Genomic DNA, 15,328 nt, shown 5'->3' with positions numbered 1-15,328 from the left:
ACGGCTCTCGTCGCGGCCCGTCCGGCCGCGCCGGGTCAGGCGTGCGTACGCAGCAGGGTCCGCATCGTCCGCATGGCCACCGACAGGTTCGCCAGGTCGAAGGACTCCGACCCCCGGATCTCCTCCAGGGTGGCGCGCGAACGGGCCAGGATCGCCGCGTTCTTGTCCTCCCAGTCCGTGAACCGCTGCTCGGGCGACGCGGTCCCGTTGCCGACGGACAGCACGTCGGACGTGAGCGCCGCGTGCGCGGCGTACAGGTCCTCACGGATGGAGGCGCGGGCCATGGACTGCCAGCGGTCGGCCCGCGGCAGCTCGATGATCCGGTCCATCAGCTGGGTGATCCCCAGCCGGTCCGCGAGGTCGTAGTACACCTCGGCGACGGCCAGCGGGTCCTTGTCCGTGCGGTCCGCGATCGCCACGATGTCCAGCGCCGGGAAGGCCGACGAGAATCCGGCCACCCGCACCGCCAGCTCGTCCGGCACACCCACCGAGGTGAGCTCGTCGAGGATCGACCGGTACCACTCGGCGTCCGCGCCCTTGAGCAGCTTGGGCAGCTCGTTCCAGACGCGTTCGACGCCCTCGCGGAAGAACCCGATGGTCTCCGCGATCTCGACGGGCTGCGGCCGGTTGCCGAGCAGCCAGCGCGAACCGCGCTCGACGAGCCGGCGCGAGTGCAGCCGGATCCGGGTCTGCACATCGGCCGCCACCGTGTTGTCGAGCGCCTCCACGGCGTCCCACACGGCGGACAGGCCGAAGATCTCACGGGCGGCGAACTGGGCCCGCACGATCTCCTCGAGCGACGCCCCGGTCTCCTCGCGCAACCGGTGCAGGAACGTCGAACCGGCGGTGTTGACCGTGTCGTTGACCAGGACCGTCGTGATGATCTCGCGACGCAGCGCGTGTCCGTCGACCGCCTCCGGGAAGCGCTCGCCGAGCTGCTTCGGGAAGTAGGCGTGGACCAGCTTCTGCAGGTGCGGGTCGTCCGGCAGGACGGTGGAGACCAGCTCCTCCGCCGCCGTGATCTTCGTGTAGGCGATCAGCACGGCCAGTTCCGGCTGGCTGAGGCCCTTGCCGTGGTTCAGCAGTTCACGGATCTGGCGGTCGTTCGGCAGGAACTCCAGGGCCCGGTCCAGGTGCCCGTCGCGGCCGAGCCTGCGCATGAAGCGCTGGTGGGCGTGGAGGAGCGACGGCGCCTGGGTGCAGGCGTTGGCGAGCGCGGTGTTCTGCGCGTAGTTGTTGCGCAGCACCATCTGACCGACCTCGTCGGTCATCTCCGCCAGCACCTTGTTGCGCTGCTTCACGGTCATGTCGCCGTCCCGGACGAGACCGTTGAGCAGGATCTTGATGTTCACCTCGTGGTCGGAGGTGTCCACACCGGCGCTGTTGTCGATCGCGTCGGTGTTGATCCGCCCGCCGGCCCGGGCGAACTCGATCCGGCCGAGCTGGGTGGCCCCGAGGTTGCCGCCCTCTCCGACGACACGGGCGCGCAGGTCCGCGCCGTCGACCCGGATCGAGTCGTTGGCCTTGTCGCCGACGTCGGCGTTCGACTCGGCCGACGACTTGATGTACGTGCCGATGCCGCCGTTCCACACGAGGTCGACCGACGCCTTGAGGATGTTCTGCATCAGCTCGGCGGGCGTCATCTTCGTGACCTTCGCGTCGATGCCGAGCGCCGCGCGGATCTGCGCGTTGACCGGGATCGACTTGGCGGAACGCGGGTGGATGCCACCGCCCGCGGACAGCAGGTCCTTGTCGTAGTCCGCCCAGGAGCTGCGCGGCAGGTCGAACAGCCGTCGCCGCTCGGCGTACGAGGTCGCCGCGTCCGGGGTCGGGTCGATGAAGATGTGCCGGTGGTCGAAGGCGGCGACCAGCCGGATGTGCTCGGAGAGCAGCATCCCGTTGCCGAAGACGTCACCGGACATGTCACCGACGCCGACGACGGTGAAGTCCTCGGTCTGGGTGTCGTGGCCCAGTTCGCGGAAGTGCCGCTTGACGGACTCCCAGGCGCCGCGGGCGGTGATGCCCATGCCCTTGTGGTCGTAACCGGCGGAGCCGCCGGAGGCGAAGGCGTCACCGAGCCAGAAGCCGTACGCGACGGCCACGTCGTTGGCGATGTCGGAGAAGCTCGCGGTCCCCTTGTCGGCGGCGACGACGAGGTAGGTGTCGTCCCCGTCGTGACGGACGACCTCCGTGGGGTGCACGACCTCGCCGACCACCATGTTGTCGGTGATGTCGAGGAGCGCCGAGATGAAGATCCTGTAGCAGGCGATCCCCTCGGCGAGCCAGGCGTCACGGTCCACCGCCGGATCCGGCAGCTGCTTGGCGACGAACCCGCCCTTGGCACCCACCGGCACGATCACGGTGTTCTTGACCATCTGCGCCTTGACCAGGCCGAGGATCTCCGTACGGAAGTCCTCCCGGCGGTCCGACCAGCGCAGCCCGCCGCGGGCGACCTTGCCGAAGCGCAGGTGGACGCCTTCGACGCGCGGCGAGTAGACCCAGATCTCGTACGCCGGGCGGGGCGCCGGAAGATCCGGGATGGCCTGCGGATCGAACTTCATCGAGACGTAGTTGTGCGGCTCGTGGTCGTCGGCCAGCTGGAAGTAGTTGGTCCGCAGCGTGGCCTTGATGACCGTGAGGAAGGACCGCAGGATCCGGTCCTCGTCCAGCGAGGCGACCTGGTCCAGGGCTCCGTCCAGCTCCTCCAGCAGCCCGTCCGTCAGCTCCGTGCCGGCCTTCTGACGGGTCGGGGACATCCGGGCCTCGAAGAGGGAGACCAGGAGCCGGGTGGTGTGGACGTTGTTGCGGAGGGTGTCCTCCATGTAGTCCTGGCTGAAGGTCGAACCCGCCTGGCGCAGGTACTTCGCGTAGGCGCGCAGCACCATCGCCTGGCGCCAGTCGAGCCCGGCGCCCAGGACGAGCGAGTTGAAGCCGTCGTTCTCGGCCTCGCCGGTCCAGATGGCGGCGAACGCCTCCTGGAAGCGCTGGCGGGCGTCGTCGGCGAGGTGGTCGCCGTTGCCCGTGGCTTGGGGCAGGCGCAGCCCGAAGTCGTAGATCCAGGCGTGCGTGCGGTCCGCGCAGCGCAGTTCGTACGGACGCTCGTCGACGACCTCGACACCGAGACGCTGGAGCGCGGGCAGGACCGCCGAGAGCGAGACCTGCTCCCCGGTCCGGTAGATCTTGAAGCGGCGCTCGGCGGGGCCGGCGCCGACCGGCTCGTACAGGCTGAGCGCGAAGTCCTCGCGCTCGCTCTTGAGCTCTTCGAGGTGGACCAGGTCGGCCACCGCGGCACGCGGCGAGTGGTCGGCCTTGTAGCCCTCGGGGAAGGACTGCCCGTAACGCCGCAGCAGCTCGGCGGCACGCTCCTCGCCGCACTCGGCGTTCAGCGCCTCCTGGAAGCCGTCGGCCCAGGAGCGGGCGGCCTCGACGAGGCGGGCCTCGATGCGGTCGGCGTCCGCGTCGGTGAGGTGCGGGAGCTCGGTGCCCGGCGGGACCCGGACGACGAAGTGCAGCCGGGAGAGGATCGACTCCGTGTTCCAGGCCGTGAAGTCGACGCTGGTGCCGCCCAGTTCCTCCTTGAGGATGTCGATCAGGCGGAGCCGCACGCCGGTGGTGTAGCGGTCCCGCGGCAGGTAGACGAGGGCGGAGTAGTAGCGCCCGTACTCGTCCTGGCGCAGGTAGAGCCGCAGCCGGCGCCGCTCCTGGAGGTACAGCACGGAGGTCACGATGGAACGCAGCTGGTCGACGGGCGTCTGGAAGAGCTCGTCGCGCGGGTACGTCTCGAGGATCTGGAGCAGGTCCCGGCCGTCGTGGCTGTTGGGCGTGAAGCCCGCGCTCTCCAGGACCTCGGCGACCTTACGGCGCACCACGGGCACCCGGCGCACCGACTCGGTGTAGGCGGCGGAGGAGAACAGGCCGAGGAAGCGCCGTTCACCGATGACGTTGCCGTCGGTGTCGAACTTCTTCACCCCGACGTAGTCCAGGTAGCTGGGGCGGTGCACGGTCGCCCTGCTGTTCGCCTTCGTCAGGACGAGGAGCTTGTGCTCCCTGGCCTTGGCCCGGGCGTCCGCCGGCAGCCGGTCGAAGGACGGGCTCACCGGGTGCGCCTCGTCCTCGCTGTGCTGCGGGTCGGAGCGCAGGACGCCGAGACCGGAGCCGGGGACGGCCGTCAGGGCGTCGGAGTCACGGAGTTCGTACTCGCGGAACCCGAGGAAGGTGAAGTGGTCGGCGGCGAGCCAGCGGAGCAGCTCGCGGGCCTCCTCCACCTCCTCGTCGGCCAGCTCGTCGAGCGGCTCGGAGGGGAGGTCGTCGGCGATCCGCAGGGCGGTGTCGCGCATCTTGTCCCAGTCCTCGACGGTCTCCCGCACGTCGGACAGGACACGGAGGAGGTCGGCGGTGATCTGCTTCAGGTCCGCGCGGTCGGTCTCCCGGTCGATCTCGACGTGGATCCAGGACTCGACGAGGGCGTCGTGCGGCAGTTCGGCCCCGGAGTCCTTGCGGGCACGCTTCGCGCCGTTGCCCCTGGCCCGGTCGTCGGCCAGCACCTCGATCAGCTTGCCCGCGACGTCGCGGCGCACGACGACCTGCGGGTGGATCACCAGGTGGATGCCGCGGCCCTGCCGGGACAGCTCGTTGGTCACGGAGTCGACCAGGAAGGGCATGTCGTCGGTGACGACCTCGACGACGGAGTGGCTGCTCGTCCAGCCGTTCTCGTCGACCGTCGGGGTGTGCACCCGGACGTTCGCGGTGCCCTGCGGGCGGTCCTCGGCGAGACGGTAGTGGGAGCAGGCAGCGCCGAAGATGTCGACCGGGTCGCGGTCGGTGATGTCCTCCGGAGCGGTGTGCAGGTAGTAGCGCTGGAGATAGGCGAGCAGCGTCTCCCGGCCCGACCGCTCGTCCTGGCCGGTCTCCGCTTCGGTACCGGTTGCTCCGGCGAGGTGCACCCGGAGGCCGCCTCCCGGGCCACCGACACCACCGCCCGGACTGTTGTCAGCTACCCGGGCCGCCCGTGCGAGCAACTCGGCCTTGGCTTCGTCCAGCTTGGTCTGCATGTCCTCTGGCTCCTGTCGCGCGCCGTTGCGTGACGTAGGTGAGAAAGACGACGTACCGCCACGACGCGGGGTTTCCGGTCTGGTTCGACGCTATGCCGCCTGGGGAGATGCCCGGGACCGTATCGGCCATGTTCGGCGGACGGCCCGGGACGCGGAGATCGCGCATGGCCCGGGTGCTGTGGCACTCCGGGCGCAGGCCGGGGGCTTCGCTGCCCCCGAGGCATATCGCGCTGATCACGGGACCAGGCTATCCCTCCCGTACCCACAACCGTCATGAGCCGCTTATGTACAAAAGAACGCCTCGAACTTTGACACTCTGGACATCGCACGGGATCACCTCTGCGCGTAAAGGCGCGTATGCGTACAGACGCGCCCGTCCCGTTGCCCGCGCGGACCTTCGGCTCGATCCGCCCGGTCGCCCCCGGCCCGGCCGGCCCTCAGTCCGCCATCAGTTCGGCCAGCGCCACAGCCTCGGCCAGGGTGTCCACCACGGGCACACCGGCCGCCTCCAGACTGCTGCGGCTGTGCGAACCGCCGGTGTAGAGCACGGCGCGCGCGCCGACGTGCGCCGCGGCCACGGCGTCGTCCACCGCGTCACCGATGACCACCGCGGATTCGGGGGCGATGCCCCCGAGCACCTCGAAGTGGCGCTCCATGTGCAGCGCCTTGCTGCCACCGGAGGGACCGGTCCGCCCGTCGACACGGACGAAATGACCCTCGATGCCGTATCCCCGCACCACCGGGACCAGGTGCTCGTGCCCGTACATGCTGAGCAGCGACTGGCTGCGGCCGCCGCGCAGCCACCGGGCCAGCAGCTCCTCGACGCCCTCGGTCAGCCCGCAGGCGGCCCGCTGCTCGGTGTAGTGGCGGTGGAAGAGGCCGTCCATGCGCTCCCACTCGGCGGGGGTGGGGAGCCTGCCCATGAGCCGCTCGTAGAACTTGGGTATCGGCACGCAGTACGTCTCGCGGTACTGCTCCAGCGTGAGCGGCGCCAGGTCGACCTCCGCGAAGGCGGCGTTCGTGGCCCCGAGGACGGCATGGATGTCGTCGAGCAGTGTGCCGTTCCAGTCCCAGACCAGATGCGTGCGGTGCTTCCCCGTTGTCGCCATGCAGAAAAAATACCCGGCCGCTACGACAGTCACCCCGGCGCAGCCTCCGCGGGGCCAGGACCTCAGGCGATGAGACCGGGGATCTCCTGGATCCCGAACCACAGCAGCTCGTGGTCCTCCGCCCCGTCCACGGTGGACCGGGCGTCGTCGTCTCCGAGGTCCGCCGCGCCCAGAGCCGCGGCCGCCGCGGCGACGTCCTTCCCGGCGTCGTCGGCGTCCACGTGCACCGCGGCGGCCCTCGACAGCGCCACCGCGTCCGCGACGCGCACCTCGCCGAGCGAAGACGCGTCCAGGACGTGGTCCGGATCGGCGACGACCGCCCCGTCCGGCACGTCGAGGGCGACGACGACCCGGCGCCGGGCCTCCTCCGGCCTGCCGGCGATCAGCCGCAGCGAGGCGGAGGCGGCACGGGTGAGCGCCGCGTACTCCAGTTCCTCGATGTCGTCGGAGACGTACCACTCACGCAGGCCGGGCGTCACGGCATAGGCGGTGAGCGGCCCCGGACCGATCTCGCCCGCCCCGTGCACCGTGGCGAGACCGGAGAGGGTCAGAGGGACGTACACACGCATGGATGACCGCTTCCGTAGTCGATGGCGCCCTCAGGATACGTGCGACGTCCCCCTTCGGGGTTGCCCATCCGCCCTCCCCCGTCCACCGCGCGAGGCCCGTCACCCTCGCCGTTCCCTTGCGGCGCCGGGCCCGCCACCCGGATAGGTGATCCCGTCGGATGCCCGGCCGGCCCACACGGCCGGTTGCGGGGCCTGCGACCGGCCCCGTAGAAGATCCCCAGCAGAAGTTACCGCCCGGTATCGCCCGGGCTCCGGACAGCAGCCACGGGGGCTATGAGCATGAGCACGGACAGGACGAGGCCGACCGGACGACACGACCGCAGCAGGCCGGGCACGGTGCCCCCGCAACGGCCCCGGCGGCCGCTGCGCCCGCACCAGTGGTTCGCGGAACGCCTGCTCACCGTCCTCAGCGGCCAGCGCCCGGTGCACTGGATGCTCGGCCACACGATCGGCGAGGCGTACGACCAGCTCGCCCAACTCGCGCCCGACGCCCCGCTCGGCGCCGGCGGCAGGCGCCCGGTCGTGCGCGCCTGCCGCGGCACCCAGCCGGCCAACGGCGTGGTCGAGGCCTTCGCCAGCATCGCCGCCGGCGAACAGGTCCGCGCCATGGCCTTCCGCCTGGAGCAGGGCCCCGACCTCCGCTGGCGCTGCGCGGCGGTCGACCTGGGCGGCGAGCGCCTCCCGGCGGTCAGATGACGGGACCTCGTCCGGCCGGATGACGGGACCTCGTGCGGCCCTCGCGAGGACGAACCCCCACGAGGACCGTACGAGGGCTCCAGCGGGCCGCGGACCCTGCCCGCCCGCAACAGGTCCGGAGCGGTCCGGAAGGGCCGCGCAAGGGGCCTGGGGAGGGGCGTGAGAGGGATCTGGGAAGGGGCGTGAGACGGGCAAGAGAAAGGGGGCGTGCGAGGGGGCCTGGGAGCGCTGCGGGCCCCTCACCGCCCCCGGGAAAGGCCCCGCACGACGCTCCGGCCCGGACACCGAGCGGTGTCCGGGCCGGAGCGTCGTCCTACGACGGCGTGCGCGCTACTTCTTGCGGCGACGGCCACCCGTGCTCTTCTGCGCCTTGCGGCGCTCCGCACGCGTCATCCCGTCCGCCTCGGACCGCGCACCGTCACCGTTGGAGAAGTCGCCCTCGACGACGCCGCCCTCCCCGTCCACGGTGGGAGCGGAGAAGTGGAGCCGGTCCGGACGCTGCGGCGCGTCCAGGCCCTTGGCCCGGATCTCCGGCCGCCCGCCCGCGGCGGCCGCCACCGGCGCGTCCTGCTTGTCGAGCGAGGGGCGCTCCGCGCCCTCCGCCACAGGAACCTCTTCGACCTGCTGCTCGACCTGGACCTCCAGGTTGAACAGGTAGCCGACGGACTCCTCCTTGATGCCCTCCATCATGGCGTTGAACATGTCGAAGCCCTCGCGCTGGTACTCGACCAGCGGGTCCTTCTGCGCCATGGCCCGCAGGCCGATGCCCTCCTGGAGATAGTCCATCTCGTAGAGGTGCTCACGCCACTTGCGGTCCAGGACGGACAGCACCACGCGCCGCTCCAGCTCGCGCATGATGTCCGAGCCGAGCGTCTTCTCCCGCTCCGCGTACTGCTCGTGGATGTCGTCCTTGACGGAGTCCGCGATGAAGTCCGCGGTCACGCCGGCCAGGTCGCCGGCGGCCTCCTCGAGCTCCTCGACCGTGACCTTCACCGGGTAGAGCTGCTTGAAGGCGCCCCACAGCCGGTCGAGGTCCCACTCCTCGGCGAAGCCCTCGGCCGTCTCCTGACGGATGTAGTCGTCGATCGTGTCGTCCATGAAGTGGCGGATCTGGTCCTGCAGATCCTCGCCTTCCAGGACACGGCGACGCTCGCCGTAGATCACCTCGCGCTGCCGGTTGAGCACCTCGTCGTACTTCAGGACGTTCTTACGCGTCTCGAAGTTCTGCTGCTCCACCTGCGACTGCGCGGAGGCGATCGCGCGGGTCACCATCTTGTTCTCGATCGGCACGTCGTCGGGAACGTTGGCCATCGACATGACGCGCTCGACCATCTGCGCCTTGAACAGCCGCATCAGGTCGTCGCCCAGCGACAGGTAGAACCGGGACTCGCCCGGGTCGCCCTGACGGCCGGAACGGCCGCGGAGCTGGTTGTCGATGCGCCGCGACTCGTGCCGCTCCGTGCCCAGCACGTACAGCCCGCCGAGATCCTTGACCTCTTCGAACTCCGCCTTCACGGCCTGCTCGGCCTTCTCCAGCGCGGCGGGCAGGGCGGCCGCCCACTCCTCGACGTGGTCGACGGGGTCGAGACCGCGCTGACGCAGCTCCGCCTCGGCGAGGTCGTCCGGGTTGCCGCCGAGCTTGATGTCGGTGCCTCGGCCGGCCATGTTCGTGGCGACCGTGACCGCGCCCTTGCGGCCGGCCTGGGCGACGATCGTCGCCTCACGGTCGTGCTGCTTGGCGTTGAGGACCTCGTGCTGGACACCACGCTTGGAGAGCTGCTGCGAGAGGTACTCGGACTTCTCGACCGAGGTGGTGCCGACCAGGATCGGCTGCCCCTTCTCGTGCTTCTCGGCGATGTCGTCGACGACGGCGGCGAACTTCGCCACCTCGGTGCGGTAGATCAGGTCCGACTGGTCGGCGCGGACCATGGGCCGGTTCGTCGGGATCGGGACGACACCGAGCTTGTAGATCTGGTGGAACTCGGCGGCCTCGGTCATCGCCGTACCGGTCATGCCGGAGAGCTTGCCGTACAGGCGGAAGAAGTTCTGCAGGGTGATCGTGGCGAGCGTCTGGTTCTCGTCCTTGATGTCCACCCCTTCCTTCGCCTCGATGGCCTGGTGCATGCCCTCGTTGTAACGGCGGCCGGCGAGGATACGGCCGGTGTGCTCGTCGACGATCATGACCTCGCCGTCGATGACGACGTAGTCCTTGTCCTTCTTGAAGAGTTCCTTGGCCTTGATCGCGTTGTTCAGGTAACCGACGAGCGGGGTGTTCACCGACTCGTAGAGGTTGTCGATCCCGAGCCAGTCCTCGACCTTGGAGACACCGGGCTCGTGGATGGCCACGGTCCGCTTCTTCTCGTCGACCTCGTAGTCGCCGGTCTCCTCGATGCCCTTCAGCGGGTTGCCCGCCTCACCCCTGGTGAGACGCGTGACCAGCTTCGCGAAGTCGCCGTACCACTTCGTGGCCTGGTCGGCCGGGCCGGAGATGATCAGCGGGGTACGGGCCTCGTCGACGAGGATCGAGTCGACCTCGTCGACGATGGCGAAGTTGTGGCCGCGCTGGACGAGCTCGTCCTGGGACCACGCCATGTTGTCGCGGAGGTAGTCGAAACCGAACTCGTTGTTCGTGCCGTACGTGATGTCGCAGGCGTACTGCTCGCGGCGCTGCGCCGGCGTCATGTTGGCGATGATGCAGCCGACCTCGAGACCGAGGAACTTGTGGACGCGCCCCATCAGCTCGGAGTCGCGCTCGGCGAGGTAGTCGTTGACCGTGATCAGGTGCACGCCCTTGCCCGAGAGCGCGTTGAGATACGCGGGCAGGGTGCCGACGAGGGTCTTGCCCTCACCGGTCTTCATCTCGGCCACGTAGCCGAGGTGCAGGGCTGCACCGCCCATCATCTGGACGTCGTAGTGGCGCTGTCCGAGGACACGCTTGGCGGCCTCACGGACCGTCGCGAACGCTTCGGGAAGCAGGTCGTCCAGGCTCTCGCCGTCCGCGTACCGTTCCTTGTACTCGTCGGTGAGCGCCCGCAGCTCGGCGTCGGAGAGGTTGACGAAGTCCTCTTCGATGGAGCTGACCTGGTCCGCGATGCGGTGCAGTTTGCGCAGGATCTTGCCTTCGCCTGCACGCATGAGCTTGTTGAAGACGGACACTGAGGCTGGTCTCCTTGCCGGTCGGGCCTGGCACTGGGTCGTTTTATGGACTCTGGCGCGGGCACGGCAGGTAGGCCCCACCGCAACGGCCATCGTAAGCGAGGACCACGCCGCGCCGGGAGGGCTGCCGCCGCGTTGCCCCCACCGCACCCTCACAGGACAACGGCCGGAGGGTGCGGAAGGTGCCGGGAAGCCCGAAAAGTGCTCGCATCCCACGCACGGGATCCCCAGAATCCCTGCATGGAGCCGATCACCCTCACCACCGAACGCCTGCTGGTGCGTCCCTTCCTTCCGCAGGACGCCGAAGCCGTGTACCTGGCCTGCCAGGACCCCGACATCCAGCGCTGGACCGTCGTCCCCTCCCCGTACTCCCGCGCCGACGCGGAGCTGTGGACGGAGAAGCTGGCACCCGCGGGCTGGCAGGAGGACACGATGTACAACTTCGCGGTGGTGGGCCGGGACGGCGGGCCGCTCCTCGGCGCGCTCGGTGTCAACCGCTGCAACCTGCCGGGCACCTTCGAAGTGGGTTTCTGGACCGCGAAGCAGCACCGCGGCGCCGGTTACACGACGGAGGCGGTGCTCGCGGCGGCCCGCTGGGCCTTCACCGCCCTCGCCGCCGACCGTCTCGAGTGGCGGGCGGAGACCGGCAACGGCCCGTCCAGGGCGGTGGCCCTGCGTGCCGGCTTCCGCATGGAGGGTGAGCAGCGGTCGGCGCTGTTCAACAAGGGAACACGGCGTGACACCTGGACCGGCGCGCTGCTCCCGGCCGATCTGGGCCTGCCCGGCACGTATCCGCACCGGCCGTCCCCGGGTGTCAGTGGCGCGCTCTAGGGTTCCACGCATGACGTCTGTGCCGCCCCCCGTCCTGGAACTCTCCGCCGACCAGGCACGCCGTATCGCCCTGCGCGCCCAGGGCCTTCTCGGTGCCCCGGACCGCCGGGGCGGGGTCCCGGGCGTCCTGCGCGGCCTGGGGGCCGTCCAGCTCGACACCATCTCGGTCCTCGCCAGGTCGCACGAGCTCGTGCCGTACGCCCGCCTGGGCGCGCTCGGCCGCCGCACGGTCGACGACGCCTACTGGTCCAGGGGCCGCTCGTTCGAGTACTGGTCGCACGCCGCGTGCATCCTGCCGGTCGAGGAGTGGCCGCACTTCGCGTTCCGCCGCCGCGCCTACCGGTCCCGGCCGCACTGGAACCACGACCTGCCCGACGGGGCCTACGAGACGGTGATCAAGCAGCTGCGCACCGAGGGCCCGCTGACGGCGACGGAGCTCGGCGGCGCGAAGAACGGCGGCGAGTGGTGGGACTGGTCCGCCTCCAAGGTCGCCGTCGAGCGGGCCCTGATGTACGGCGAGGTGGTGTGCACCGAGCGGCGCGGCTGGAAGCGGGTCTACGACCTGGCCGAGCGCGCGATCCCGGAGGCCGTGCTCCACGACGACCTGGACGACACGGAGTGCCTGCGCCGGCTCGTGGCCCTGGCGGGGCGTTCGCTGGGCGTCGGCACCCGTGCCGACATCGCCGACTACCACCGGCTCAAGGCCGAGCAGTTCGACGCCGTCGTGGCGGACTCCGGACTGGTCCCGGTGTCGGTGCGGGGCTGGGCGAAGCCCGCCTGGGCACACCCCGGGGCCCTGGCCTCGGAGCCGCGCGGACGGCACCGCACGACGCTGCTGTCGCCGTTCGACTCACTGATCTGGGAACGGGCGCGCACGGAGCGGATCTTCGGTTTCACCCATCGGCTGGAGGCATACGTCCCCAGGCACAAGCGGATCCACGGCTATTTCGCCATGCCCCTGCTGGCGGGGGGCCGGCTGCGGGGCCGCGTCGACCCGGCCCGGGAAGGAACCACCCTGGTCGCCCGCCAGGTGTCCCTGGACGGCGGGAAGTCCGTTCCGCCGATGGCCGAGGCCCTCGTGGAGGCGGCGTCCTGGGTCGGTTGCACGGACGTACGGCTGGAGCGCGTGGACGCACCGGAACTGCGTGAGCCGCTCATGGCGGAGATCGCCCGCGCCCTTCCCTGACGGTGTCCCCGGTCGCGGGTCGGACCGTGGCCGCTCGGCGGGCGCGCCGCGTCACCTGATCTCGAGGATCTTCTCCCGCATGGCATAGACCACCGCTTCCATCCGGGAGTGCAGCTGGAGCTTCTCCAGGATATTGCGGACGTGGTTCTTCACCGTGTTCTCGGAGATGAACAATTCCTTGGCGATATCACGGTTGTTCATGCCCGTGGCGACGAGCTTGAGCACTTCGAGCTCGCGGTCGGTGAGCCGCGGCGCGGGTACCAGCCTGCGCTCGTCGGTCCTCTGGATCATCGACTTGAACTCGGTGAGCAGCTTGGAGGCCATCGACGGGCTGATCTGGGACTGGCCGTCCGCGACCGCGCGAATGGCCGTGGCCACCTCGTCCGTCGAGATCTCCTTGAGCAGATAGCCCGTGGCGCCCGCCTTGATCGCCTCGTAGAGGTCGGCCTCCTCGTCGCTGATCGTCAGCATGATGATCTTCGCGCTGGGGGCCACCTCCTTGATGGAGGTGCAGGCCTCGATGCCACCACGTTTCGGCATCCGGACGTCCATCAGAACGATGTCGGGCAGCAGGTCCGCGGCCTTGTCGACCGCCTCGGCCCCGTCCCCCGCCTCACCGACGACCTGGATGTCCTCCTCCTGCGCGAGGACGATCTCCAGGCCCCTGCGGAACAGGGCGTGGTCATCGACCACGAGAACCCTGATGGGCTCCTTGCGGGGGCTGTCGTCGTCCTCGACGGGTTCCGCACCGGCAGCCTTGCCGGCGTCGCGCGTCCCGCGCACGGGCCCGAAGGTGTCCGCCATCGTTCCTCCCCCTGAAGCCACTGCCTGAGGTCACAGGCTGCCCGCCAACAGCAGTGCGCACAGCACTGGTTGGCATGGAACGCCCATGCTTTCATGCCTGGCCGCCGAAGCGGTGCCCCTGAGGTCGCACAGACACTTCAGGGGCACCGCGCACCGGCTGTGGCGGGTGGGTGTCAGCCGCCGAGAGCGCCGCCCGCGCCGCCCGCCTCGTCGGAGGCCAGCGGGTCGGTCCTCAGGTGGATGACACCGTAGTCGTAGGCGTGCCGTCGGTAGACGACGCTGGGCTCCTTGGTCTCGGAGTCCACGAACAGGTAGAAGTCGTGCCCGACCAACTCCATCTCGTAGAGCGCCTGGTCGAGTGTCATCGGCGCTGCGACGTGCATCTTCTCGCGCACCACGAGCGGTCCTTCACCCTGGACCTCGAGCGAACCGATCCTGGTGGTGGGCACGGACGGTGCGGTCTCCTCGGGGATGAGTTCACCGTCCCCGTTGAAGGAGGCGGCCCCAGGCACCACCTCCGCCACCTCGGACGCCGACAGCCGGCCGTTGCCGCGCCTGCTGTAGCGCTTGTCGTGCTCCTTGCGCAGCCTCGCATCCAGCTTGTCGGTGGCCAGGTCCAGCGCTGCGTACGGGTCGCCTGCCGCCGCTTCCGCCCGGATGACCGGCCCACGCGAGCGGAGCGTGATCTCCACCCTTGCCGCACGGTCCGCCTGACGGGGATTCGGCTCCTTGGACACCTCGACGTCGAGGCTGATCACCTTGCCGTCGAACTTCTGGATCTTGTCCAGCTTCAGCTTCTCGGCCACGTGCTTGCGGAACCGCTCGGGCACCTCGGTCTTGCGGCCCTTGACGACGATGTCCACGCAGAACTCCGTTCCCGGATCGCTCCGCTTCGGCGGCGGAGCATCTCCCTTTTGCACCAGGCTCCGGTGATCGCCGGAGCCGCGGACTCGGTGGCTTTCACCTCCTCCTCCCCCGTCGGTGGGGACTCCACCCCACCGAATTCCAAGCTTCTGGCCTACCGGTGAGTTACCTGCCCGAAACCTGGTGGTGCATTCGTCGAGGTGCGGAATTCACCGCCCCTCACAACCGAACATAGCCTGCCCACCACCGTGTCGGCACCCGCTACTCGCGCGTACCTCCGACCGGGGCCCTTTACCCACTCACTACCTGCAACGATGCAAGTTATCTGTCAGTTCCGGTTTATTTCGAAAGCACTCGGAGAAGCCGCGACAACCGCGGCCCGGAGGCTCTCCGCGGTGGCGCGGCCGGCCGCGCCGACCGCGCGTGCGGCCTCCGCCAGCGTCGACCCCGTCGTCAGGAGGTCGTCGACGAGCACGACCCCGCCCCCGTCGAGCAGCCTCCGGGCGCCGTCCGCCACCACGAGCGCGCCCGCCAGATTCGCCCGCCGGTCCCTGGCCCCCAGCCCCGCCTGGTCCGCCACCGCGCGCCGCTGCCGCAGCGCCACGAGCACCCGGGCCCGCGTGCCTCCTCGCCGCAGTTCCGCCGCGGCCGCGGCGGCGATCCTGCGCGCCGGATCATGCCCGCGCCGCGCCGTGGCCCGCCGTGCGGAGGGTACGGGTACCAGGAGCAGTGGCCCCTCGTCGCCCGCATGCCCCGCTCCGGCCCGCACAGCCGCCGCCAGCGCCCCGCCGAGTGCCCCGGCCAAGCCAAGCGCCCCACGCTCCTTGTGGGCCAGCAGCATCGCGCGTACGGCGTTCTCGTACGCCGCCGCCGCGTGGACGACGGGGAGTCCCGCGGGCTCGGGCGCGGGTCTCACACGGCGCGGCCCGGCCTCCAGCACGCGGGCGCACTCCTCGCACAGCTCTGTCCGCGGACTGCCGCAGCCCCCACAGGCCACGGGCAGCACCAGCCCGACGATCTCCCGCCACCAACTCCGCACCGTCCCACTGTGCCCGGGCGTCG

General features: G+C 70.2%; 10 protein-coding genes. 3 read left to right on the top strand and 7 right to left on the bottom strand.

Annotated features, from left to right (window positions below):
- Positions 1-35: 35 nt before the first annotated feature.
- From LWJ43_RS19850 to LWJ43_RS19840, 3 genes are all read right to left on the bottom strand, one after another.
- Positions 36-5,051, bottom strand: coding sequence for an NAD-glutamate dehydrogenase (locus LWJ43_RS19850; protein WP_277333568.1), 5,016 nt, complete (start codon positions 5,049-5,051; stop codon positions 36-38).
- Between the two features lie 437 nt (positions 5,052-5,488).
- A complete protein-coding gene (locus LWJ43_RS19845; RefSeq protein WP_277333567.1) occupies positions 5,489-6,160 on the bottom strand; it encodes an HAD family hydrolase in 672 nt (223 codons plus the stop codon).
- 62 nt (positions 6,161-6,222) lie between these two features.
- The gene (locus tag LWJ43_RS19840; protein ID WP_277333566.1) at positions 6,223-6,729 is read right to left on the bottom strand and encodes a DUF6912 family protein; all 507 of its coding nucleotides are present in this window, start codon (positions 6,727-6,729) and stop codon (positions 6,223-6,225) included.
- Positions 6,730-7,008: 279 nt separating this feature from the next.
- Here LWJ43_RS19840 and LWJ43_RS19835 point away from each other — a divergent pair, with 279 nt between their 5' ends.
- Positions 7,009-7,425, top strand: a complete 417-nt coding sequence (locus LWJ43_RS19835; RefSeq protein WP_277333565.1) for an Rv3235 family protein — start codon at positions 7,009-7,011, stop codon at positions 7,423-7,425.
- A gap of 330 nt (positions 7,426-7,755) precedes the next feature.
- On the opposite strand, the gene secA is transcribed toward LWJ43_RS19835, so the two are convergent.
- Complete coding sequence (gene secA, locus LWJ43_RS19830; protein ID WP_277333564.1) at positions 7,756-10,581, bottom strand: preprotein translocase subunit SecA; 2,826 nt, start codon at positions 10,579-10,581, stop codon at positions 7,756-7,758.
- Between the two features lie 240 nt (positions 10,582-10,821).
- Between secA and LWJ43_RS19825 the strand changes: the two genes are divergently transcribed.
- Together LWJ43_RS19825 and LWJ43_RS19820 are read left to right on the top strand one after the other, a co-directional pair.
- Positions 10,822-11,412 carry a GNAT family N-acetyltransferase gene (locus tag LWJ43_RS19825; protein ID WP_277333563.1) on the top strand — a complete coding sequence of 197 codons (591 nt, stop codon included), beginning with the start codon at positions 10,822-10,824 and terminating at the stop codon, positions 11,410-11,412.
- A 10-nt stretch (positions 11,413-11,422) separates the two neighbouring features.
- Positions 11,423-12,598, top strand: a complete 1,176-nt coding sequence (locus tag LWJ43_RS19820) for a winged helix-turn-helix domain-containing protein (protein WP_277333562.1) — start codon at positions 11,423-11,425, stop codon at positions 12,596-12,598.
- A 51-nt stretch (positions 12,599-12,649) separates the two neighbouring features.
- Here the strand turns inward: LWJ43_RS19820 and LWJ43_RS19815 are convergent, their stop codons facing one another.
- The 3 genes from LWJ43_RS19815 to LWJ43_RS19805 all read right to left on the bottom strand — a co-directional run bounded on the left by LWJ43_RS19815 (position 12,650) and on the right by LWJ43_RS19805 (position 15,305).
- Complete coding sequence (locus tag LWJ43_RS19815; protein ID WP_277333561.1) at positions 12,650-13,402, bottom strand: response regulator; 753 nt, start codon at positions 13,400-13,402, stop codon at positions 12,650-12,652.
- Between the two features lie 173 nt (positions 13,403-13,575).
- Positions 13,576-14,265 (bottom strand): ribosome hibernation-promoting factor, HPF/YfiA family, encoded by a 690-nt coding sequence (hpf, locus tag LWJ43_RS19810; protein WP_277333560.1) that lies wholly within the window; start codon positions 14,263-14,265, stop codon positions 13,576-13,578.
- Between the two features lie 329 nt (positions 14,266-14,594).
- On the bottom strand, positions 14,595-15,305 hold the full coding sequence (locus LWJ43_RS19805; protein ID WP_277333559.1) for a ComF family protein: 711 nt from the start codon (positions 15,303-15,305) through the stop codon (positions 14,595-14,597).
- Positions 15,306-15,328 lie beyond the last annotated feature (23 nt).

It is taken from the genome of Streptomyces sp. JH34 (genome assembly GCF_029428875.1).
Lineage (GTDB): Bacteria > Actinomycetota > Actinomycetes > Streptomycetales > Streptomycetaceae > Streptomyces.
The sequence above is the reverse complement of the archived record's forward strand: the minus strand, read 5'-3'. Positions and strand labels throughout refer to the sequence as shown.